Below are 24,291 nucleotides of genomic sequence, written 5' to 3' on the forward strand. Positions count from 1 at the left end.
ACTTTGAATTATATTATTACTTTAATGCCCTCAATAATAGAAGGCTTAAAAAATACATTAGGTGTTTTTATATTAACACTACTTTTATCTATTCCTTTAGGAATAATAGTTGCAATACTTAGATTATCAAATATTAAAATAGTAAACTTTATATCATCTTTATATGTTTTAGTTATGCGTGGAACCCCTTTATTATTACAACTAATATTTATATTTTTTGGACTACCAATAATAGGAGTTAGCATAGATAGATTCCCAGCTGCCATAATAGCATTCACCTTAAATTACGCAGCTTATTTTGGCGAAATATTTAGATCTGGTATAAAAGATATTGATAAAGGACAATTTGAAGCAAGTAAAATCCTAGGTCTTTCAAAATGGTTTACCTTTAAAAAGATAATTCTTCCTCAATCATTTAAAAAGACTTTGCCTTCAATTGCTAATGAAGTTATTACCTTAGTTAAAGATACATCCTTAGTTTATGTAGTTGGCATAGGTGAACTTTTAAGAGCTGGTAAAATTGCAAGTAACAGAGATGCTTCTCTCCTTCCCTTGTTTTTAATAGGCATAATATATCTACTGTTAATAGGAATTCTAACTAAAATATTTAATAGATTAGAGAAAAAATATTCATATTATAATTAGGAGGATTAAAAATGATAGAAATAAAAAACTTAGAGAAATCCTTTAAGGGGAATAAGATATTAGAAAACATCTCCTTCACTCTTAAGGAAGGAGAAATATTAACCTTACTAGGCCCCTCTGGAGCTGGTAAAACAACAATACTTAGAATTTTAAATGGACTTGAAACCTGTGACTTTGGAGATATAACCTTAGATTCTTTAAAAATTTGCGAAAAGGGAATATATAAAGATTCCAAAGCACAAAAGGAAATTCACAAAAAAATAGGACTAGTATTTCAAACCTTCAATCTTTTTCCTCATATGAATATTTTAGAAAACTTAATTTTAGCTCCAATGCACACTCTAAACCTTTCCCTAGAAGAGGCTACTAAAAAAGCATTGCAAATTCTTTCTAAACTTTCTTTAGAAGATAAAGCTAGATCTTACCCTTGTGAACTATCAGGTGGGCAAAAACAAAGAGTTGCCATTTCTAGAGCTTTAATGTTAAACCCTAAATATATATGTTTTGATGAACCTACCTCAGCCTTAGACCCATCTTTAACTAAGGATGTTTCAAATATTATAAAATCCTTAGCTAAGGAAAATATTGGAGTATTAATAATAACTCATGATATGGAATTTGCAAAAGAGGTCTCTTCAAGAATTATAAAATTAGATTCTGGAAAAATATTAGAGGATATACCTTCAAAAGAGTTTTGGATCTAATCCACTTAACTTTTTAAATTTTATTTTTACTCTATTATTACCTCAAAAAATAAGGGAATGTATCAAAATTACTTAAGCAAAACTTATAAATAGTATAAAGAGAATTACTAGACTTTGACTTTCACTTAGAATCTAGTAATTCTCAGAATCTGTTTATAAGTTTTATTATTAACTCTTGATACAGTCCCTTATAGAAATTCTATTTTTCTTAAAAGTTAAAACTATATAAAAACCTAAAATACATAATATTAGCTCACTAATTATAGCACCATTTAAAAATCTAACTCCTAATAATTCTAAGGAGTTTTCTATTATTATAAAAGCTAAGGTCACCCCTAAAAATACTATACCTTTTTTATCAGAATGGTTTTCCTTTTTAAAAAGTATTAAAAAGCTTAATATAGCTACTAAAAAAAGAATATATATGGATTTAAGTAAAATTTGTTTTTCCGTTGTAATTACGTAACCATATTCCCAAGACATCTTAAAAAAAGGTTTAAAAATAGTTATTACTCCAATATAAAATCCTGTTAATACCATTGGTGCAAATTTAAAAAACTGAAAATTTATCTTGTCACTTCTAAGTAAAATATAAAAGGCTATTAATGCCATTAAAGGAATATATATTATATCTAAAAAACCTACATATTTAAATAAACTTATATACCTTTGATCACTTACTAAAGCTAATGCTATTAAGGATACGATTCTTATAATTTGCAACAAAAAAGCTATACCTATTATATTTTTTATTTTTTTAGGTGAATACCTATAATTTTCTACTAAATTACTTATAGTAATGAAAATTATAAGAAACAATACTGTGTAATAAATAAATGTTTGATTCATAATTCCTCCTAATTTATTTCTCACCTATCTTGTTTACATATTAAATCTCATTACTATAAGTTATTATTTATATTACTTATTTATTCCTAAAACTTGTATTCCATCTTTAATACATTGAACTCTTAATGGGAAATCTGGCCCTCTCTCTCCATCTATATCTGTAACTATTTCCTCATCAGATTCTATAAGAAGCTCATCTGTTCTTATATACTCAATTCTAGAATCTTCTAAGTGTTCTCCCTTTAATACCTTTATAAACATAGGTATTAATTCTGGAATATGACAAGCCTTAAATATAACTATATCTAAAAGTCCATCCTGAACCTTAGCCTTAGTTGCTAATTTAAAGTTTCCTGCTGTTTGACCATTAAACACAAGCATTAAATATATAGGCTCATTAAACACCTTGCCATTAGCAGTTATTTTAACATCTAGTTTTCTAAAGTTAGGCAATTCTTCTAAACCTTTTAAATAATATGCTAATTTACCTATTGTATTTTTTAAATTTGTATCTGTTTTTTGAGATACATCAGTAAATAATCCTGTAGATAATACATTTACAAAGTAATTATCATTTACCTTACCTAGGTCTACTCCAACTGCATAAGAATCTAATATTTGCTCAACACATGCACCTGCATCTTGAGGCATACCTAAATGTTTTGCAAAGTCATTTGCTGTTCCCACTGGAATAATTCCTATTGGAATTTCTATTCCTCTTTTTTTCATAGCATTTACAACAGTGTCTATAGTTCCATCTCCACCTGCAATAAGTATGTATTCATAAGTAGAATCTACTATATCTAGAGCATTTATTACATCTACTCCCCTTTGAATTCTATAGGGAACTATAGTATATCCCTTATCCTGATGCATAGTGATTATTTTATCAAGTTCCTTTAAAATAGCATTCTCTCCCGAATATGGGTTATATATAAATCTTACTTTCTTCAATGTCTTACCCTCCACTTTTAATTACTTACTATAAATAAATTAAATTGATATTTCTTTCAATTAATGGTATCATTTTTAATATATTATACAAACCCTACAATATTATAAAATTATATCATTTGTTAATCCTATTGTCGATAATGCTGTATAAGTAATTACATTTTGACTTATACTAAAAATTATGCAATAATATCTATGTTTTAACTTTTTATTCACAATTAGTCCAAAGTTATTTTGTTCTAAGATATATTTAATTTTGGGATTTACATTAATATAATTTTATTATTGTTAATATTTTTATTAGGAGTGATTATATGAGAAAAAGTAGTATACCAAATATATTTACTTTTATAAACCTATCTTTTGGTATATTATCATTATTAGCAACATTTAAATCAGAGTATTTATTAGCAGCAATATTTATACTTCTTGCTGGATTAGTTGATAGATATGACGGAAGAGTTGCTCGTTATTTAAATGTTTCTAGTGATCTTGGTAAGGAACTAGATTCTTTAGCGGATTTAGTATCATTTGGTGTGGCACCATCAGTATTAACTTTTGTATTTTATAATTTTGAATCTTTAGGTCCTATGGGAATTATAGGTTATGCATTATTACTTTGCTTCCCTATTTGTGGAGCTTTCAGATTAGCTAGATACAATGCAACTGAATTTGACGGTGTATTTAGAGGAGTACCTATAACTATTGCTGGAGCTGTTGTTGCTTTATTTATTTTATTATCAATAAAGTTTACTTTAAATATTTTATTCCCAGTAGTAATTTTAGTTGTATTCTCTTACTTAATGGTTAGTAATTTACAATTAAAGAAATTTTAACAAAAAATCCTATTAAAGAATTTTCTTTAATAGGATTTTTTATTATTTATTCTTCTTCCTCTCTATTAGAGTTTTCAAAAAGTAAGTCCTGCTCTACTTCAGTTTGTATTATATCCTTTGAAGCCTTTTCCATTATAAATTTAGATTTAAGTTTTATATACTTAATATAAGCTTCTTCATTATCCTTAATGACCTCTAAAATAGAATCTATTATCTTTCCCATTTCATCAACTCTATCTAAGGCATCATCTAAATCTCTCTTTCTAACTTTGGATATATTATTTAATTCTCCAGCAGCTCCAACTAAAAGTCTATAGGTATTAGCATAACTACTTAAAACAACACTTAAATTATTAACTTCTTTAAAATGTTTTCTAAAAATCTCGATTTGTCCCATTTAAAATTCTCCTCTTTAATACTAACATTCATTTAAAAGTCTAAAGTATCCTTGAGGGAATCTACATAGAGGACAATTCATTGGAGCTTCTTTTCCTTCATGGATATATCCACAATTTGTACATACCCATTTCACAGGTTCTTTTGATGAATATAAACTTTTTGATTTAACCTTATCATAAAAGTCCATATATCTTTCATTATGAGATTCCTCTACCTCTCTAAGTTCCTTAAAAAAGTCTGCTATTTCCTCATAGCCTTCACTACGTGCTGTTTCTTCAAACTCTTTATATATTTCTTTAAATTCATCACTTTCCCCCATAGCTGCTACCATAAGGTTATCTAGTATGTCTCCTACATTACCTAAAAATCTTCTAAAAACTTCTCTAGCATGAGCATATTCATTCTTAGCAGTTTCATCAAAGATATCTGCTATCCAATGTTGTTCTTCCTCTCTTGCCTCTTCAGCAAATAAATTATATTTTGTTCGAGCACGACATTCTCCTGCAAAGGTTTTGTAAAGATTTTTTTCAGTTTGAGATCCTTTTAAACTTTTCATATTAACTCCATATTTTATATTATTTATATTCTATAATATGAAAGTTTTTTCCTATTCATCACACATAAATAATATATCTGACCCATCTTTACCCTTACTACTTAAATTTACCTTTCTTCCCCATAAAATATTTATATACTTTAAGGTTTTCTTTGCATAATTAGCTTCTAATTCTCTTCCATCAAAAACATGCTCTAAATTTAAAGTCATATCTTTTTTATTTAGCTCTCTAACTCTAATATGTGGAATAGAGCTTACACCGCATTCATCTGCAATAAGATTCCTAATAATCTTCCATCCTAAATCATCAGAAACTTCCTCTACAACATAATCAAATCCCTTTTTAACATACTGGAATAAATTAAGCTCCTCACAAAGCTCCCTAGTTAAATATTTTCTTATAAAGGAATTATCTCTTTCTAATGCTCTTACTTCAAAGATCTTTTCTCTGCCATACCTTTTTTCTATATCCTGAAAAATTCTAAAACCTATATAATAAGGGTTAAGTCCATAAGAAACAGGAGCCACAACATCATTATGTCTTTTTAAAAACTCTAAATGAAGTCCCTGTGGTAAATTTAACTTTTTCAAAATATTATAATGCCAATAACTTGCCCAGCCTTCATTCATTATCTTAGTCTCTATTTGTGGTAAAAAGTATAAGCTTTCTCTTCTAACTATTTTTAGAATATTTTTTTCCCACTCTTCTAAATTACTATAGTCTATTATAAACTGAATAATATCATCATCTGGATTAAGTGGAATTTTACTTATATCAGGAGGAAGTATTTCTTCCATAGAGTCTAAAATACCTCTATTTTCTTTTTTCTTATTAAATATCTCTAATACTCTTTTTCTCTGCTCATCTTGCGACTCCCTCTTTTCACCTATAACCCTTGGCACTTGATATCTTATGGAATGAGCAGAATCTAATATTCTTTCAACTTGGCTATAACCTATACTTGGATCATTTATATATCCTCTTATAGTATCTGCATCTAGCTTAAACATTTCTAAAGCATTATTTGCATCTGTTCCTTCTTTAAACAATCTATTATTTTTAAAGAAATCATTATGACCATATACATGAGCCATAGTTAATATTTGAAGCAATAAAGTGTTATCCTTCATTAAATAAGCTAGGCAAGGATTAGAATTTATAACCATCTCATATGGTAATCCTGTCATATTTAATGAATATAAGGTTTTATTCTTTTCATAAGCCTTACCATAACTCCAATGTGGATATTTAGAAGGCATTCCTACATATGCTTCATAACTTAGCATTTCATTATAGCCTATAATTTCATATTCCTGAGGATAATAATCTAGTCCTTCACTCTTTGCTATTTCTTCTATCTTATTGTTCCATCCTTCTAAATCTTTTAAATTATAATCCATATTTAAAGCCCCTTATCTTAAAACTCTCATTCCTTATTCTTTTCCTGTAGTTCTTCAGATAGCATATATTTTATAGCATTCCACAGATCCTTCTTTTCCTTTACAGTTACAGAGACAAAATTTTTCTTACTTATTTCTTTTTTAAATCTGTAGAACATTGTAGTGGAATAAGTGGATGGTAAAAGCTCTATATATCCAAACATATTACTTAAATCTGAAATTTCATTTACAGCTTCCATAGCTTTTTCATTATCTTCACTCCAGTTATCGCCATCTGAAGCATAGAAAGGATATATATTCCAAACGCCTGGGTTATACTTTTCTTTTATTAAATCTATGGCAGCATTTATTCCCGAAGATATATACGTTCCTCCAGATTCCCCTTTGTGGAAAAACTCATATTCATTAACATTCTTAGCTGTAGTAGTATGAGATATGAATTCAAAGGCTACATTATTATATTTTCTCCTTATAAACCTAGATAAAACAAAGAAAAATGATCTAGCTAAATATTTTTTAGTGTTATCCATAGAACCTGAAACGTCCATTATAAAAATCATTACAGCATTGCTTTCTTTTTTAGGATGTTTTTTCACTTTATAATATCTTAAGTCATCTTCTCTAAAAGGAAATCTTCCTATTTCCGCTTCTTCTCCTATTTCACGCAATGCTCTTTTTTTTCCTTGTTTTCTAGCTATTTTACACATAACAGTTTTTTTCTTTGCAAGCCTTGGCCTTACACCATATTTTTGATATCCTCTTTTTTTAGCTGCACTTTCAACTATTATTTCAGAGTACTTCTTCCTATCTAAGTTAGGTAAATCAAGATCCTCAACTATATAATCCATAAGTTCCTCTAAGGTTATCTCAGTTTCATATATATCCTTTCCCTCCTGATTTCCTGCTTTATTATTAGAAATAGCTTTTCTCTTATCACTAGAAATTCTATCCCCTCGTCTTTCTTCTCCAGTACCTGTTGTGACCCCTTTATTATTTGCACCATAAATAAATTGATATTCCTTTATTCCTCTAATAGGAATTTTATATTTTTTATTTTTAGTTTCTCCAATTATGCTCTCCTCTGAAAGTATATCTCCTAAATTTTCTTTAATAGATTTTTCTACTAACTGCCTGTGACGTCTTCTATCCTCTATAGATCTATCATGTTCTACATGGTTTTCTGCTTGATCTCTAAATATGGCCATATTTTAATCCTTCCATAGGTTATTAGCTGCATATTTTAATATTACATCGCAGCAATGTGGACAATAACCATTTTTCTCCATTTGATTTACCATTGAATTATACTTTCTATCTTGATCTTTATCTCTTACTCTAGATTTAGTTATTATTCTTGATAAATCCTTAACTGAAGCTGTTAGTTTCTTTTCAATAGCTTCTTTTAGTGGTTCATAAGATCTATAGTCCATTTTTCCGCCACTTCTAACTATATAGAACATATATGATGTTACATCTGCCCTAAATCCCTTGGAAGAAGATTCTGATATTCCTATTTGTTCCTCTATGCTTCTCATAAATTCTTCATCTGGCTCTAACTCTTCACTAGTTGAAGAATCCTTAAGTTTTGTTTTATTTACATAAGCCTCTGCATTATCTATATAATTATTAAATAAACTTTCTGCTTGCTCCTTAAAAGAGTGAATAAATGCCTTTGTAATTTCTTTTTCAAGAATCTTATTATATTCTTTTCTTATGGTATCTTGAATATATCCTAAATATTTCTTCTTATCCTCTTGAGATATATCCATATCCTTAACAGATTTTATTATACTTTCCATAACGCTTAGTGGATTTATACACTTATGCTCTGCATTTGATAGAGCATTATCTATTGCCTTTATAATAAATCTTGTTGAAATTCCCTTCATGCCTTCCATGGTTCCAGCTTCTTCTTTTAACTCTAAAACATCAATTCTCTTAGTTGTTCCCTTTTCAACAATTTCCTCTCCATTATAAAGTTTAAGTTTAGTAATTGGATCAACTTTCATAGAAGGAAGTAATCTTGTTAATATAGCAAACATTGAAGCAATTTCCATAGTATGAGGAGCTATATGAGCATCAAAATTAGATTTCTTTAATATTTTTTCATAAATTTTAATTTCTTCACTAAGCTCTAAACAATATGGAACTTCAATTTTTACTATTCTATCTAAGATTGCTTCATTAGTATGATCTGATTTAAATTTATTCCACTCAGCTTCATTAGAGTGAGCTATTATAAGTCCATCAAAATAAATCATTGATCCCTTACCTGGTGAAGGAATAGATTTTTCTTGAGTTGCAGTTATTATGGTGTGTAAATATTCCACATCATTTTTAAATACTTCAATAAATTCAACTAACCCTCTATTACCAACATTAAATGCACCGTTTAATGAGAATATTCTTGGATCATCCTCTGGATACATGTCCATTTTAGAAATATCAATAGATCCTGTTAAAATTGAGGTATCTTGGTTATTAGGATCTACTGGAGGTACAACTCCAATTCCTTTTCTAGAACGAATTGAAAAATTCTTTGTTGAAACTGGAAACTTTTCATATTCTCCACCAAATTCATTTAATAATCTATACTTACAAACTGGACATAAATCTCCTTCAATCTCAACACCTAACATATCCCCAAATTCTTTTCTTAAATGTTTAGGTATTAAATGCAGTGGCTCTTCATGCATAGGACATCCATCTAAAACATATACTGGCGGTGCTGTTTCTAAAACTCTTTTAATTGATTCTACTAAAGAGGATTTACCAGCTCCTACAGGTCCTACTAAGTATAATACTTGTCTTGCTTCTTCTCCCCTCATTGAAGCTGAATGAAAATAATTCATTAATTTCATCACAACTGTATCAATTCCATAAAAATCTTCTTTAAAAAAGTTATATCTCTTTATTTTTTCATTACCATATATCTTTTTAATTTTTGCATTTTCCTCAGGTCTTAATATTTCAAAGCCCTTATCCATAATAAGATCATAAATCCTTTTATGAGAAAGTTTTGCAACATCAGGATTATTTTTTACAATTTCTAAATAATCAAGAAATGTTCCCTTAAACTTCTGCTTATTATGTTTTTCCCTATCGCTTTTTATAAACTCTTTAAAATCCATTGTAATCCCTCCTTTACCCTAAATATATTCCTTATCTATTATGTTCTATGACAAAATATCCTTATAAAACAAAAAAGAAATTAGTAAAACTAATTTCTTTTTCCATACTTTTCATAATCTCTTAAGGTTGTAAGAATAAAAGGTCCATACTTTGTTATTTTCTTCTCTCCAAAGCCCCTAATATTTTTTAAATCCTCTTTACTTTTAGGATTTTTATTTATTATCTCCATAATCATTGAATCTGTAAAAACTATATATGGTTTTACTCCTTCTCTTCTTGATATATCTTTTCTTAAAATGCGAAGTTTCTTGAAAAGTTCTAAATCCATGCACATGCTTTCTTCATTATTATTAACCTCTAAAAGTACCTTTTCTTCTCCCTTTAATATTCCTATAGATTTTCTATTTAACTTTAGCATAGAATATGTTCCTTCTTTTCTCTCTAAAGCCTTAATAGATAAAAGCTCCTTTATTATGTCCTTTATATACTTACTTGTATATTCTTTCATTATTCCAAAGGTTGAAAGCTCGTATAGCTTATATTTTTCAATCTTTGGCCCATGAATCCCCCTTAAAATATCTATTAAAACACTTTCTCCAAAGGCTTCCTTTGTTCTATATATACATGATAATATTTTTTGTGCCTCTAATGTCATATCTATTAAATCACTATTTTTTAAGCAGTTAGTACAATTGTTGCAATACTTTATGGAATTTTCCTCTCCAAAATAATCTAAAATATATTTTCTAAGACACTTATCATAATTACAAAACTCTATTATTTTTTCTAGTTTTTTAAGCTCTATAGTTCTTCTAGATAGTTCTGTAGTTGAACTTATTAAATAATCCATGACTCTTATATCTTTCTCTGAATAAAGAAGATAACACTTAGCTAAGCTTCCATCTCTTCCTCCACGGCCTATTTCTTGATAATAATTTTCTATACTTTTTGGAAATGTTGAATGTATTATAAACTTAACATCAGGCTTATCAATTCCCATACCAAAAGCATTTGTGGCAATCATAACCTTAAAATTATCATTTAAAAATTCTTCTTGGTAATAATTTTTTTCCTTATCTTTTAAAGATCCATGATATTTCCCTACACTTTTCCCTCTATAAATCATATGTTTATAAAGCTCCTCAACTTCATTTTTAGTTGAGCAATAAATTATTCCTGACTCTTCCTCATGTTCACTTATAATTTCACTTATAATTTCTAATTTATCAACTTCTTTTAATACATTTATCTCTAAATTATCTCTACTAAAGCTACCCTTATAAATAAAGGGATTATGGAGACCTAAAAGTTCAATGGAATCCTTCATAACTATCTCTGTAGCCGTAGCTGTAAAGGCTGTAATAATTGGTCTTTTTTTTAGATTACAAATAAATGGTTTTATCTTGCTATAACTTTTTCTAAAGTCATGGCCCCACATTGATACGCAGTGGGCTTCATCAACTACAATTTGTGTAATATTAGCCTTATCTATATTATCTAAAAAATATTTATTTTCTAATCTCTCCGGTGATACATAAAGAAGCTTAAATTCTCCTTTTATGAATTTCCTAATTATATTTTTAACCTCTTCAAAGTCATTTCCTCCACTTATATAAGCAGCATTAATTCCTAAGGAATTTAAGTTATCAACTTGATCCTTCATAAGAGATATTAAGGGAGAAATAACAAGTGTTGTTCCTTTAAAAATATAAGCAGGTATTTCATAACATAAAGATTTTCCTCCTCCAGTAGGTAATATACAAAATACATCCTTTCCATTTAAAATCTTATCTATTACCTCCTGTTGCCCTTTTCTAAAGTCCCTATATCCAAAAATATTATTTAATACCTCAAACTCTCTTCTCATATCCTTCTCCTAAAATCACTACTTATCTAACTTATATAAAATTAAGACCACATCTAAACTAAGCATATGTAAAATAAAATTTATACCTATTTAAAATTAAGGTTTAGTTAAAATAGTCCTTAAATTATAAATATTATACTATAAAATAAACTCTAAATAAAAAAGAGATTCTATAACTTAAGAACCTCTTTTTGATTATTTCATATTTTAAGTTTAATATTCAAAAATTTTTATTTACTAAGAATATTTAAAAATTCCTTACTTTTTTCTCTTATATTATCACTATTTAACAAAGCAGATATGACAGCTACCCCATCTAGATTTTCTAAAATATCCTTATTTAAGTTATAAGGAGTTATACCTCCAATTCCATAAAGTGGAATATTAGAAACAGATTTTATCTCTCTTAAGGTTTCTAAGGTCATTAATGTTGCATCATCTTTACTATTAGTTGAAAATAAAGCTCCAACACCTAAGTTATCTGCTCCCTCTTTTATAGCTTTTAAAGCTTCCTCTTTATTATGAACAGTAACACCTATAACTGCATCCTTTGGCATTATTTCTCTTGCTATGAAAACTTCCATATCATCTTGTCCTATATGAACTCCATTAGCTTTTACTGCTAAGGCTACATCTATTCTATCATTTACTAAGAATAATGCTCCAAACTCATCACAAAGCTTTTTTAACTCCTTAGCTTCCTTACACATTTCTTTAGTTTTTTTATTCTTTGCTCTATATTGAACAATGGATACCCCTCCAATTAAAGCTTCCTTTGTTTTTTCTAAAAGCTCATTAAAGGGAATTCTATAGTCTGTTACTAAATATAATTTTTTGTAATCTTTATTAATCATAAATAACCTTCTCCCTTTCCTTTATTGTTTCATCATTAATAATTGAAAGTTCATCTAAAAGATTATGCTTAAATGTCATTAACCCTTCTTTTTCTCTTAATCTTTCCTCAGCTAATTCTCCACATATTCCCCATGTAGATACTGCTTTAACCACTTCTTTAAATCTTAAATCTTTATGGTCATAAAAACTTAAAGCTAGTGTTAATAAAGCTCCTAACATACATCCAGTACCTGTAATTTTACTCATTTTATAAGTTCCATTTTTAACACTTGCACTTTCTTCTCCATTAGTTATAAAATCAACCACTCCAGAAACAACTACTATAAGATTTCTTTCTCTTGCATATTCCTTTATCTTATTTTTTGTATTTTCACTTAAAGAATCATCAAAGGAATCTATCCCAATTGAATTTGAAGTTTCACCTATAAGGGTTTTTATTTCAGCTAAATTACCCTTTATAAGTGAAGGCTCTCCCTCTAGTATTAATTTTTTAGCAAAATCTTTTCTAAGTTTTGATGCTTGTACACCTACTGGATCTAAAACAGAGGGAATTCCTTTTTCCTTTGCTATTTTCATAGAAATCATTGATGACTCCATTTGGTAAGGCTCTAAAGTTCCTATATTAACTAATAATCCATTAGCCATTTTTGTTATCTCTTTTAATTCATCATGATGGGTAGCCATAAGAGGCAAGCCTCCATAATTAATGGTTACTTGTGCTAAATCATTAACTGTAACATAATTAGTTATCATATGTATTAAAGGATTTTCTCTTTTTAAAACTTCCATTTTTATTCCTCCTAGTAAAATTTATAGAAATGCTGTGTTGGTCCAACACCCTTTCCAAGTTCAAACCCATTTTTTATAGCACCTGTAATATATTCTTTTCCACATCTCACAGAATCAACTATATTCATTCCCTTTGATAAATTAGCTGTAATAGCTGATGATAAGGTACATCCTGTTCCATGGGTATGCTTTGTATTTATTCTCTCTTCATTAAAAAGAATAAAGTTTTCACCATCATATAAAATATCTGTAGCCTCTCCTTCTAAATGTCCACCCTTAATTAAAACATTTTTTGCTCCTAATTTTTTAAGATCACAGGCTGCCTTTTTCATATCTTCTATTGTAAGTATTTCTCTACCTAATAATTCTTCTGCCTCTGGTAAATTTGGAGTTATCAAAGTAGCTATCGGTATTAACTTTTCTATTAAAGTATTTTTTGCATCATCTGATAAAAGCTTAAATCCACTTTTTGAAATCATAACAGGATCTAATACTATTTGAGGCAATTTTTCTACTCTTCCTAAAGCATTACTTATGGCTTTTATTGATTCAATTTTAGATACCATACCTATTTTTATGGCACCTACTTCTATATCATTAAAAATAACATCTATTTGTTTTTCTATTATTTCAGGAGTAACATCCATTATTCCAAAAACTCCTTGAGTATTCTGAGCTGTTATGGCAGTTATTATACTCATTCCGTAAACTCCATTAGCAGAAAAAGCTTTTATATCAGCCTGTATTCCTGCTCCCCCTGAACTATCTGACCCTGCAATTGTTAATGCATTAAATAATTTACTCATATTTTTCACTCCTTCTAAAAAAGAAAAAGCATATACAGCCCTAAGGCTATATATGCTTTAAAATCAATTTAAATATATGTGTCTCTTGGGCTTCCCTACGCTGGTATTAACCAGATCAGGTTAAAGGGTCAAGAAATTTCATTTCTAATCTCAGCCAGACACTACTGGCCCCCCTAGCTATTTTTTATGCTATTTTCTAATCCAAATGATACCATAGCTCCTTTTCTTTTTCAACATACCTTTTTTGAATTTTTTTAATTTAAGGATTATAATCTTAAATATATGATGAAGCTTAGGAGGATATTTTATGGTTAGCTTAGTTTTAGAAGGAGGAACTTTTCGTCCTATTTTTAGTGCAGGAGTTATGGATGCTCTTCTTGATAATAATATAATATTTCCTTATTGTATTGGAGTTTCAGCAGGAATAACTAATGGTTTTTCATATTTTTCTAATCAAAAAGGAAGAAATATTGAAATATTAAAAAAATATAGAAATGATAAGAGATATTTAAGTCTTTCTAACTTCTTTAAGTGTAGAAGCATCTTTGGTTTAGATTTTGTATTTGATGAATTAGCAAATAAACTCTTCCCTTATGATTTTAATGCACTTTCAAATTATAAGGGAAAAGTTTTAGTAGGTGTTACAAATGCTAACACAGGAAAAACAGAATACTTAGATGGAAAAGTTAAAGATGAAAAATATATGGCTTTAAGAGCAACTTGCGCTATTCCTATACTTTCCCCAGCAATAAAAATAAATGGAAATGAATATTATGATGGTGGACTATTAGATCCTATTCCAATAAAAAAAGCTATAGCAGATGGAAATGAAAAACACTTAATAGTTCTTACTAGACCTAAAAGTTATAGAAAAACCTTAGGAAAAAGTAATAAGTTAGCATCTAAAATAGTGGGACGTAAATACCCTAACTTAAAAGATACATTTTTATCAAGACATATAAAATATAATGAAACAGTAAAATTTTGCGAAGAATTAGAAAAGGCTGGTAAGGCGATTATAATAAGACCAAATGAAGATGAAGCTATTGAAAGTTTTGAAAAAGATGTAACTAAATTAGAAGAGGCTTATAACTATGGATATAATGCCTGCATAAAAAACTTAGAAAAAATAAAGGCTTTATTTTAATATTAAGCTCTATTTTAAATCTTAATTTATATTTTAAAATTATTTTTACCATAACTAAAAGAGACTACATAAAAAATTTCATGTAGTCTCTTTTAGTAAATAAAATTAAATTTATCTTTAAAGTCTTTTACAACTTTCTCTTTCTATTAATTTTACAGGTAAAACTATTTTCTTAGCTATTTCTCTTCCTGTTCTCATTCTCTCTAAAAGTGTCTCAACGGCAATACTTCCCATATGATCTGTAAAAACTTTTATTGTTGTCAAGGAAGGTGTTAAAAATTTAGCAGTACATATATCATCAAAACCTAATATACTTATATCCTCTGGTATTCTTAATCCTTCTTCAAATATTGCTTTGTAGGCTCCTATGGCCATAGGATCACTAGCTATAAAAAATGCTGTAGGAAGATCCTTCTCTTTTAATACCTTCTTCATAAGTTCATAACCATGCTCTGGTAAAAATCTTCCCTTTAGAACCCACTTTTCTTTATAGTTACCCATTTTCTCCATATATTCTTTAAAGGTTTTCTCTCTGTAATTTACCTTTCTTATGGACTCATTGCCATTATGGGGAATTGATTCACCACCTAAATATCCAATATCTTTATGGCCTAAGGATGTTAAATAATCTAAACAAATATTTACTCCATACTTAAAATCTACTACCACTGAATCGTATTTCCACTCTTCTGGAGAAGAATCTACAAAAATTATGTTCTTTGATAACTTCTCCATTAAGCTTATCTCTTCTTCTTCAAATATTCCAATAGCCAATATTCCATCTAAATCCCTATATTCTCTTGTTCCTTCATTAATTATCTTTTGAAAATCTATTGGTTTAAATTTAATTTTTTCTTCATTACACTTTTTCTCAACAGCCATTCTTACTGAAAGAAAATATGGATCGTTTAATTCCTGTATTTCTGTGTACCAATAAACTATTCCTATGGTGTAATTTTTTATTTTATTTTTTCTTTCTTTTACTGGTACATAATTTAATTCTTCAGCTATTTCCATTACTTTTTTTCTTGTTTCTTCAGATACGTTAAGCGTTTCATCTAAATTTAAAACTCTAGATACAGTAGCTATTGAAACTCCAGCACCCTTTGCAATATCTTTAATAGTAGCCACATAATCACTCCTTACTTTTCTTATTTTATATTATATATTTTTTTACTAAAATTTTCTAACCTTTTCTTTGTATAATATATAAAATTTAACTAAACAAATATAAAATAATACTTTCTTTATTATTTTTTAACAAATTTCCCTTGTTTTATTTCCATTTTATGTTATAATTTACTTAAAATTACAATAAAGTTTTAAGGTAAAATAGGGAGGACTTATTATGAAAAAGAAAGGTTTAGCACTAATTTTAATTTCAGCTTTAACTATGGGTACTTTAGTTGGTTGTGGTGGAGGTTCAGGCTCTACTGGATCATCTGGTGATACACCAAAAGAAAACGATTCACCTAAGATAGGAGCTACAATTTATAGTTTTGAAGATAACTTCATGTCATACCAACGTAGAAATATAGAAAAACTTTGTAATGGAAAAGCCGAGTTATTAATGAATGACTCTCAAAATAATCAATCTAAGCAAATAGAACAAGTAGACACTATGATAGCTAAGGGTGTTGATATTCTTGCAATAAACTTAGTTGACCCTAAATCTGCTCCTACTGTAGTAGATAAAGCTAAGGCAGACAACTTACCAGTAGTATTCTTTAATAAGGAACCAGACGAAGCTGTTATGCAAAGCTACGACAAGGTTTGGTATGTTGGTACAACTTCTGAAGAATCAGGAATAATCCAAGGAGAAGTAATGGCAGAAGGTTGGAAAGCTAATCCTGCTTGGGACAAAAATGGTGATGGAAAAATACAATATGTAATGCTTAAAGGAGAACCTGGTCATCCTGATGCAGAAGCTCGTACAAAATATTCTATTGAAACAATAAACAAGGCTGGTATAGAAACTGAAGAGTTAGCAATGGATACAGCTATGTGGGACTCAACTAAAGCTACTGAAAAAATGGATGCTTGGATTGCTAAAAATGGTGACAATATAGAAATGGTAATCTGTAATAATGACGGAATGGCTTTAGGTGCTATTTCTTCTCTTGAAAAAGCAGGATATTTAGATGGAACTCCTGAAAAGTTTATTCCAATATATGGTGTTGATGCTATTCCTGAAGCTTTAGATAAAATCAAAGCTGGTAAAATGGCTGGTACAGTATTAAACGATGCTAAGAACCAAGCTCAAGCTCTAGTGGATTCTTGTATGAATTTAGTAAATGGAAAAGAGATAACTGAAGGAACTAATTGGAAACTTGATGATAAAAAATCAATTCGTGTTCCATATGTAGGAATAACTAAGGACAATATAAACGTTGCTGAGGATTCATATAAATAATTTATAAAAAATAAAGGGGCTATATCAAAATTAATTTTGATATATGCCCTTAATAAAACAGGAGGTAAAAAAAGATGAAAGACTCTTCAAACCTGTTAGAAATGCGAAATATCTCTAAAGAATTCCCAGGGGTTAAAGCCTTAGATAATGTAACCTTAAAAGTAAAAAAAGGTTCTGTACATGCATTAATGGGAGAAAATGGTGCTGGTAAATCAACCTTAATGAAATGTCTATTTGGTATATATCACCCTAATTCAGGAGAAATTTTTATTTCTGGCCAAAAGGTACAATTTAAAAATTCAAAACACGCCTTAGATAATGGAGTATCTATGGTTCACCAAGAACTAAATCAAGTTAGAGAAAGAAATGTTATGGATAATCTTTGGCTTGGTAGATATCCTAAAAAAGGACTTTTTATAGATGAAAAGAAAATGTATGATGAAACAGAAAAAATCTTTAAAGATCTAGATATAAATGTTAATCCTCGTGATAAGGTTTCTACCCTATCTGTTTCTCAAATGCAAATGGTTGAAATAGCAAAGGCTGTTTCGTATAACTCTAAAATAATAGTAATGGACGAGCCTACTTCCTCTTTAACAGAAAAAGAAGTAAGTCATCTATTTAAAATAATAAATAAACTTAGAAAGCAAGGAATAAGTATAATTTATATCTCTCATAAGATGGAAGAAATCTTAGAGATCTCTGATGAAGTTACCATAATGAGAGATGGTAAATGGATTGCTACTGAAAAAGCTTCAGATCTTACTATGGATTTAATAATAAAACTTATGGTTGGACGTGAACTTACTGATAGATTCCCTAAAAAGGATCATATTCCTAAAGAAACTATTTTAGAAGTAAATAATCTTAGTGATGCCAAAAATGAATTAAAGAATGTTTCCTTTAAACTTAGAAAGGGAGAAATTTTAGGAATTGCAGGTCTTGTTGGTGCTAAAAGAACTGAGACCTTAGAAACCTTATTTGGCCTTAGAGAAAAGGGCTCTGGAGATATTATTTTACATGGCAAAAAAGTTGATAACAGTAAGCCTTTTAAGGCTATGCAAAATGGTTTTGCACTTGTTACTGAAGAAAGAAGACAAACTGGAATCTTTGGAAAATTACCTATAGATTTTAATTCTATAATAGCTAATATAGATAGTTATAAAACATCAACAGGTCTTTTAGCAAATGGAAGAATCTCTAAAGATACTCAATGGGTTATAGATTCAATGAAAGTAAAAACTCCAAGTCAAAAAACTCTAATCGGTAGCCTTTCTGGTGGTAATCAACAAAAGATAGTAATTGGAAAATGGCTTCTTAGAAAACCTGAAATACTACTTCTAGATGAGCCTACTAGAGGTATAGATGTTGGTGCTAAATTCGAAATATACCAACTTATAAATGAACTTGCTAAAGAAGACAAAGGAATAATTATGGTTTCTTCTGAAATGCCTGAACTTTTAGGTGTATGTGACAGAATACTAGTCATGAGTAATGGTAGGGTTTCTGGCATAGTTAATGCTAATGAGACTACCCAAGAGGAAATTATGCATCTATCTGCAAAATATCTATCAGTAACAGGAGGAGTTAACAATGCAAACCAAATCAAAGAAAAAGTTTAATTTAAATAGCCAATGGTTAATGAATAATGCTATTTATATAGTTTTAGTGGCCTTATTAATAGGAATTTGTATTATTTCACCAGATTTTTTATCATTAAAAAACTTTATTAATATATTAAGCCAATCCTCTTCTCGTATAATAATAGCCCTTGGAGTTGGAGGAATACTTTTAACTGAAGGTACTGACCTTTCTGCTGGTAGAACAGTTGGACTTGCTGCCGTAGTATCAGCTTCTTTACTTCAAGCTGGAGATTATGCATATAAAATGTATCCTAATTTACCTGAATTACCTATATTCATTCCAATTTTAATAGCAATGGCTGTTTGTGGAATAGTTGGTCTTGTAAATGGATTAGTTGTTTCTAAATTTAATGTTCCTCCATTTATAGCTACTCTAGGAATGATGACAGGAATATATGGACTTAACTCAATATACTTTGATAGACCTCCATATGGAGCTATGCCAATAGGTGGTCTTAGCCAATCCTTTAGTAATTTTACACTTGGTTCCATTCCTATATATGGAAATATAAAAATACCTTATTTAGTTATATATGCAATTATTGTAATAGCTGTAATTTGGACTTTATGGAATAAAACTAAATTTGGTAAAAACCTTTATGCCATAGGTGGTAACAGAGAAGCTGCTGTGGTTTCAGGTGTAAATGTTGTTAGAACACTTTTATTAGTTTATATGTTAGCTGGAGTTCTTTATGGTTTTGCAGGTACCCTAGAAGCTGGTCGTGTTGGTAGTGCTACTGCTAGTACTGGTGAAATGTATGAACTAGATGCCATAGCTTCCTGTGTTGTTGGTGGAGTTTCCACTGCTGGTGGTGTTGGTACTGTTCCTGGAATAGTAACTGGTGTTTTAATATTCCAAGTTATAAACTATGGTCTAGCTTTTATAGGTGTTAGCCCTTATTTACAATTCGTTATAAAAGGTTTAATTATAGTTCTAGCTGTAGCTCTTGATATGAGAAAATACATGAAAAAGAACTAATAAAAATGGAGATGTATCAAAACATAACAAATTAAAACTTACAAACATATTCTGAGAATTACTAGATTTCGCTAAGAATTTATAAGTATTACTCCGAAGATATTACTAAAGCTTCAAAACTTGCTTCGCTTCGAACAGTTTCAGCTTCTTAACGTAATATCTTCTCCGTAATACTTTAAATTCTAAAGCTCATCTAGATATTCTCTTCATACTGTTTGTAAGTTTTATAAAAAGTTTTTTGATACACTCCATTTTTTTACATATACTCAAATTCAAAAGTTGTTTTTTGATAATACTCTTCATCCTTTTTAAGTATTATTCCATCTAAGAAGCAATCATCATATCCTACTGGTAAGTTTTGTGTTTCAAAACATATTCCATCATGCTTTTTGGCTACTTTGCCATTTTCTAAAGGCAATTCATCTGGAAAATTCATTGAATAACATACTACTGCCTTTTGATCTGTCTTAACCTTCATAATTCTTCCTGATTCTTCATCTACTAAGATTGCATCAAAATCACCCTTCTTATTTAAAACCCATGGATGATCATATCCTGATCCAATTTCTAATTGCAAGTGGTTTTTATTTATATCCTCACCTATTTTTTTTAACTCCCTAAAGTCAAAAGGTGTTTTTTCTACACTTAAAAACTCTCCTGTTGGAATTAATTTTTTATCTAATTCACATATTTTATCTGAATCTATATAAAGTTTTTGTTCTAATACATTTCTTTTATTGTTTCCTGATAAATTAAAATATGAATGATTAGTTAAGTTTACTACTGTATCTTTATCTGAATAAGCTCTATATTCTATGGAAAGCTTGTCTCCTTCAAGAGAATAAGTAACCTTGACCTTTAAATTACCTGGGAATCCTCCTTCTCCATCCTTGCTAAAGCAAGTAAATGTTGCTGTAGATTTTTCTTCATCCTCATTATATGAATAGTCCCAAATTTTTTTACTAAAACCTTTATACCCTCCATGAAGGCAGTTTCCATTATTATTTTTATCTAATTCATAATTAATACCATTTAATTTAAAGGAACCCTTTCCTATTCTACCTGCTACTCTTCCTACTATAGCACCTAAACTTGAAGGATTTTCAATATAGCTTTTCTCGTCCTTATATGCAAGAACTATATTTTCTTTATTTCCATATCTATCCTCTACATTTATTTTTTCTACAATAGCACCTAAGTTTAATATTTCCACAGATACTTTATTATTTTTTAATACTATTTTACTTATTTCATCATTAATTTTACTTTCTATAACCAAATTATTCACTCTCCCTCTCATATCTATAGTTTGATTTTAACAACTTAATATAAGTTTTTCAATAATCTTTACTCTATTAAACATGCTAGTTTTAAGAATTTTATCAAAAATTCTATATTTAAAAATAACTTAACAAAAAATTAGTAAAATTTTTAGTAAAACAATTGATTTTTATTTTTTGTAATCGTATAATTAAGTTACAGATTTTCTATTCGGAGGTATATCATGGAATTAAATACACTTAAATCAACTTTTATTAATAATTTTGGTAAAGAACCTACTTCATTATTTTTCTCACCAGGAAGAATAAATCTTATAGGTGAACATATTGACTACAATGGGGGATTCGTATTTCCTTGCCCAATAACTCTTGGAACTTTTGCAGCAGCAAGCTTAAGAGATGATAGAATTTGTAGAGCTTACTCTCTTAACTTTGAATCTCTTGGAGTAATAGAGTTTTCTTTAGATGATTTATCTTATAAAAAAGAGGATAATTGGACAAACTATCTTAAAGGAGTACTAAAAGTACTTATAGAAAAAGGATATAAAATAGATAAGGGTATTGACTTAGTTATCAATGGAAATCTTCCAAATGGAGCTGGTCTTTCCTCTTCAGCATCTTTAGAAATGTTAATAGTAAAAATTTTAGATACTTTCTTTTCTCTTAATATTTCAAAGGTAGATGCTGCACTAATAGGTAAAGAGGTAGAAAATACTTATATAGGTGTTAATAGCGGTATAATGGATCAATTTGCTATTTCTCTAGGTGAAAAGGATAAGGCAATTTTACTTGATTGTAATAGCTTATATTATGAATATGTTCCTTTAAACTTAGGAGATAATTCAATAATTATAATGAACACTAATAAAAGACGTGAACTTGCAGATTCTAAATATAATGAAAGAAGAAAAGAATGTGATGATTCTTTAGACACTTTAAAGAAATATACTAATATTTCTTCTCTTTGTGAACTAACTTCATTAGAATTTGAAACATATAAAGATAAAATAGAAGATTCTAATAAATTACGTAGATGTGTACATGCTATTTCTGAAAATGAAAGAGTAAAAGATGCTGTAAAAGCTTTAAAAGAAAATAATCTTGAATTATTTGGACAACTTATGAATCAGTCTCATATTTCTCTTAGAGATGATTATGAAGTTACTGGTAAAGAATTAGATACTTTAGCTGAAAATGCTTGGAAACAACCTGGAGTTTTAGGTGCTCGTATGACTGGGGCTGGCTTTGGTGGATGTGCCATAGCAATAGTTAATAATGCTCATGTTGATGAATTTATTAAAAATGTTGGACAGGCTTATAAGGATGCTATAGGATATGAAGCATCATTCTATGTTGCTTCTATAGGTAATGGTCCTACTGAACTTTAAAATAAAACCTTTGGGCTGTATCAAAATATAATAATAAAACTTACAAACACATACTCTTTGTAAGTTTTATAAAAACCTATTTTGATGCATGCCCTCTTCAATTTAATTAAGGGGGATTTTTCATGTATAATTTAAATGCTTTAATAGATAGATTAATAGAGATATCAATAAATAATAATCTCATAGAAGACATGGACACTGTATATACTAGAAATAGACTTCTTAGTCTATTTAATGAAAATAGTTATACTCCATGTGAAGAGAAGCTTACGCTTTCTTTTCATGAAACATTAAATGAACTAATAAATATAGCTATAGAAAAGAAAATCATAGAAGATGCTTTATATTCAAAAGACATATTTTCTAGTGATATAATGAATATATTTTTACCTACGCCATCTTTAATAAACAAGGAATTTTATAAAAGATATGCTATTTCACCTAAGGAAAGTACAGATTATTTCTATTCTTTAAGTAAAAGTTCAAATTATATAAGAACTGATAGAATAGCTAAAAATATAAATTTTAAGGCACCATCTAAATATGGTACTATGGATATTACAATAAACTTATCAAAACCTGAAAAAGACCCTAAAGAAATAGCTTTAGCAAGAAATTCTGTTAAAAGTAATTATCCAAAATGTTTATTATGTATAGAAAATGAAGGATATGAGGGAACAGTAACTCATCCTGATAGAGCTAATCATAGAATGATAAGATTAAATCTTAATGATAGAACTTGGATGCTTCAATACTCCCCTTATCTTTATTATAATGAACACTGCATAATACTTTCAGAGAATCATGTTCCAATGAAAATAGATATTTCAACATTTAAAAATTTATTAAGTTTTGTGGATAGGTTCCCTCATTACTTTGCTGGTTCAAATGCTGATTTACCTATAGTTGGAGGTTCTATTCTTTCCCATGAGCATTATCAAGGAGGAAATCATAGATTCCCTATGAATGATGCTAAGAAACTATTTAATTTCTCTATAGAGGGCTTTGAAGATGTGGAATGTGAAGCTATTAAATGGCCAATTTCTACTATAAGATTAAGAGGAGAAAATATAGATTCTCTAGTATTAGCTTCTGATTTAATACTAAAAAAATGGAGAGATTATTCAGATGAAACTTTAGATATATTAGCTTATTCTAATAGTGAAATGCATAATACAATAACTCCTATGGTAAGAAAAGAAGATGGAAAATTCGTAGTTGATTTATCTCTTAGAAATAACAGAACTTCTAAAGAGCATCCTCTTGGAATATTCCATCCTCATGAAGAAGTTCATCATATTAAAAAGGAAAACATAGGCCTAATAGAAGTTATGGGACTTGCTGTTTTACCTGGAAGACTTTTAAAAGAGCTTGAAAAAATAAAGGAATACTTAAGGGATGAAATTTCTTTAGATAATATTGAAGAATATCACAGACCATGGGCCCTTGAATTAAAGAAGAAATTTGATTATTTAAAATCATCAACAGATTTAAATGACTTTGTAAATAAAGAATTATCAAACAAATTCGTATCTGTTTTAGAGCATTGTGGTGTGTTTAAATTAAATGAAGAAGGCTTAGAAGGTTTCAAGAGATTTACAAATTCACTTAATAGCTAAATAAAATAGAGATGTATCATTAATAAAGC

Annotated in this window: 22 protein-coding genes and 1 riboswitch; of the genes, 9 read left to right on the forward strand and 13 right to left on the reverse strand. The window is 28.8% G+C overall.

Annotation, left to right across the window (positions count from 1 at the left end; genetic code table 11):
- The first annotated feature begins 3 nt into the window (after positions 1-3).
- Both GOM42_RS07755 and GOM42_RS07760 read left to right on the forward strand, forming a co-directional pair.
- Positions 4-645: an amino acid ABC transporter permease gene (locus GOM42_RS07755; RefSeq protein ID WP_003476607.1), complete on the forward strand. Its 642-nt coding sequence runs from the start codon at positions 4-6 to the stop codon at positions 643-645.
- 11 nt (positions 646-656) lie between these two features.
- Positions 657-1,349 (forward strand): amino acid ABC transporter ATP-binding protein, encoded by a 693-nt coding sequence (locus tag GOM42_RS07760; RefSeq protein WP_011590754.1) that lies wholly within the window; start codon positions 657-659, stop codon positions 1,347-1,349.
- Positions 1,350-1,517: 168 nt separating this feature from the next.
- Here GOM42_RS07760 and GOM42_RS07765 read toward each other — a convergent pair whose 3' ends face one another.
- Together GOM42_RS07765 and GOM42_RS07770 are read right to left on the reverse strand one after the other, a co-directional pair.
- Positions 1,518-2,198 (reverse strand): hypothetical protein, encoded by a 681-nt coding sequence (locus tag GOM42_RS07765; protein ID WP_011590755.1) that lies wholly within the window; start codon positions 2,196-2,198, stop codon positions 1,518-1,520.
- A 72-nt stretch (positions 2,199-2,270) separates the two neighbouring features.
- Entirely contained in the window at positions 2,271-3,152 is an 882-nt protein-coding gene (locus GOM42_RS07770) for a YegS/Rv2252/BmrU family lipid kinase (protein WP_003460604.1), read from the reverse strand.
- A 314-nt stretch (positions 3,153-3,466) separates the two neighbouring features.
- On the opposite strand from GOM42_RS07770, the gene pssA reads away from it, so the two are divergent.
- Positions 3,467-3,988, forward strand: coding sequence for a CDP-diacylglycerol--serine O-phosphatidyltransferase (gene pssA, locus GOM42_RS07775; protein ID WP_003453570.1), 522 nt, complete (start codon positions 3,467-3,469; stop codon positions 3,986-3,988).
- 46 nt (positions 3,989-4,034) lie between these two features.
- On the opposite strand, the gene GOM42_RS07780 is transcribed toward pssA, so the two are convergent.
- The 9 genes from GOM42_RS07780 to thiD form a co-directional block, all read right to left on the reverse strand.
- Positions 4,035-4,385, reverse strand: coding sequence for a hypothetical protein (locus GOM42_RS07780; RefSeq protein ID WP_003453576.1), 351 nt, complete (start codon positions 4,383-4,385; stop codon positions 4,035-4,037).
- A 21-nt stretch (positions 4,386-4,406) separates the two neighbouring features.
- Positions 4,407-4,943, reverse strand: a complete 537-nt coding sequence (locus GOM42_RS07785) for a rubrerythrin family protein (protein WP_003460610.1) — start codon at positions 4,941-4,943, stop codon at positions 4,407-4,409.
- Between the two features lie 51 nt (positions 4,944-4,994).
- Positions 4,995-6,344 carry a SpoVR family protein gene (locus tag GOM42_RS07790; RefSeq protein WP_110077143.1) on the reverse strand — a complete coding sequence of 450 codons (1,350 nt, stop codon included), beginning with the start codon at positions 6,342-6,344 and terminating at the stop codon, positions 4,995-4,997.
- Between the two features lie 26 nt (positions 6,345-6,370).
- On the reverse strand, positions 6,371-7,549 hold the full coding sequence (yhbH, locus tag GOM42_RS07795; RefSeq protein ID WP_003460597.1) for a sporulation protein YhbH: 1,179 nt from the start codon (positions 7,547-7,549) through the stop codon (positions 6,371-6,373).
- Positions 7,550-7,552: 3 nt separating this feature from the next.
- Positions 7,553-9,475 (reverse strand): PrkA family serine protein kinase, encoded by a 1,923-nt coding sequence (locus tag GOM42_RS07800; protein WP_003460607.1) that lies wholly within the window; start codon positions 9,473-9,475, stop codon positions 7,553-7,555.
- Positions 9,476-9,564: 89 nt separating this feature from the next.
- Positions 9,565-11,343, reverse strand: a complete 1,779-nt coding sequence (gene recQ, locus GOM42_RS07805; RefSeq protein ID WP_252597639.1) for a DNA helicase RecQ — start codon at positions 11,341-11,343, stop codon at positions 9,565-9,567.
- A 230-nt stretch (positions 11,344-11,573) separates the two neighbouring features.
- Positions 11,574-12,197: a thiamine phosphate synthase gene (thiE, locus tag GOM42_RS07810; protein WP_003460600.1), complete on the reverse strand. Its 624-nt coding sequence runs from the start codon at positions 12,195-12,197 to the stop codon at positions 11,574-11,576.
- Positions 12,190-12,987, reverse strand: coding sequence for a hydroxyethylthiazole kinase (thiM, locus tag GOM42_RS07815; protein ID WP_003460606.1), 798 nt, complete (start codon positions 12,985-12,987; stop codon positions 12,190-12,192). The genes thiE and thiM overlap by 8 nt, the downstream gene beginning before the upstream one ends.
- Before the next feature lie 11 nt (positions 12,988-12,998).
- A complete protein-coding gene (gene thiD, locus GOM42_RS07820) occupies positions 12,999-13,793 on the reverse strand; it encodes a bifunctional hydroxymethylpyrimidine kinase/phosphomethylpyrimidine kinase (RefSeq protein ID WP_003460602.1) in 795 nt (264 codons plus the stop codon).
- A 75-nt stretch (positions 13,794-13,868) separates the two neighbouring features.
- Positions 13,869-13,978, reverse strand: a riboswitch (TPP riboswitch).
- A gap of 122 nt (positions 13,979-14,100) precedes the next feature.
- Here thiD and GOM42_RS07825 point away from each other — a divergent pair.
- The gene (locus GOM42_RS07825; protein WP_252597640.1) at positions 14,101-14,940 is read left to right on the forward strand and encodes a patatin family protein; all 840 of its coding nucleotides are present in this window, start codon (positions 14,101-14,103) and stop codon (positions 14,938-14,940) included.
- Positions 14,941-15,057: 117 nt separating this feature from the next.
- On the opposite strand, the gene GOM42_RS07830 is transcribed toward GOM42_RS07825, so the two are convergent.
- Positions 15,058-16,071 (reverse strand): substrate-binding domain-containing protein, encoded by a 1,014-nt coding sequence (locus tag GOM42_RS07830; protein WP_110077146.1) that lies wholly within the window; start codon positions 16,069-16,071, stop codon positions 15,058-15,060.
- Between the two features lie 217 nt (positions 16,072-16,288).
- Between GOM42_RS07830 and mglB the strand changes: the two genes are divergently transcribed.
- From mglB to mglC, 3 genes are all read left to right on the forward strand, one after another.
- Positions 16,289-17,353, forward strand: a complete 1,065-nt coding sequence (gene mglB, locus GOM42_RS07835; RefSeq protein WP_025647963.1) for a galactose/glucose ABC transporter substrate-binding protein MglB — start codon at positions 16,289-16,291, stop codon at positions 17,351-17,353.
- 74 nt (positions 17,354-17,427) lie between these two features.
- Positions 17,428-18,975: a galactose/methyl galactoside ABC transporter ATP-binding protein MglA gene (gene mglA, locus GOM42_RS07840; protein ID WP_003449162.1), complete on the forward strand. Its 1,548-nt coding sequence runs from the start codon at positions 17,428-17,430 to the stop codon at positions 18,973-18,975.
- On the forward strand, positions 18,947-19,975 hold the full coding sequence (mglC, locus tag GOM42_RS07845) for a galactose/methyl galactoside ABC transporter permease MglC (RefSeq protein WP_003449090.1): 1,029 nt from the start codon (positions 18,947-18,949) through the stop codon (positions 19,973-19,975). The genes mglA and mglC overlap by 29 nt, the downstream gene beginning before the upstream one ends.
- Before the next feature lie 256 nt (positions 19,976-20,231).
- On the opposite strand, the gene GOM42_RS07850 is transcribed toward mglC, so the two are convergent.
- On the reverse strand, positions 20,232-21,254 hold the full coding sequence (locus GOM42_RS07850) for an aldose epimerase family protein (protein WP_110077147.1): 1,023 nt from the start codon (positions 21,252-21,254) through the stop codon (positions 20,232-20,234).
- 225 nt (positions 21,255-21,479) lie between these two features.
- Between GOM42_RS07850 and GOM42_RS07855 the strand changes: the two genes are divergently transcribed.
- A complete protein-coding gene (locus tag GOM42_RS07855; protein ID WP_003460744.1) occupies positions 21,480-22,643 on the forward strand; it encodes a galactokinase in 1,164 nt (387 codons plus the stop codon).
- 122 nt (positions 22,644-22,765) lie between these two features.
- Entirely contained in the window at positions 22,766-24,262 is a 1,497-nt protein-coding gene (gene galT / locus GOM42_RS07860; RefSeq protein WP_110077148.1) for a UDP-glucose--hexose-1-phosphate uridylyltransferase, read from the forward strand.
- Positions 24,263-24,291: the final 29 nt, after the last annotated feature.

It is taken from the genome of Clostridium sp. 16K-1-R1 (assembly GCF_023921145.1).
GTDB classification, from domain to species: Bacteria; Bacillota; Clostridia; order Clostridiales; family Clostridiaceae; genus Sarcina; species Sarcina perfringens.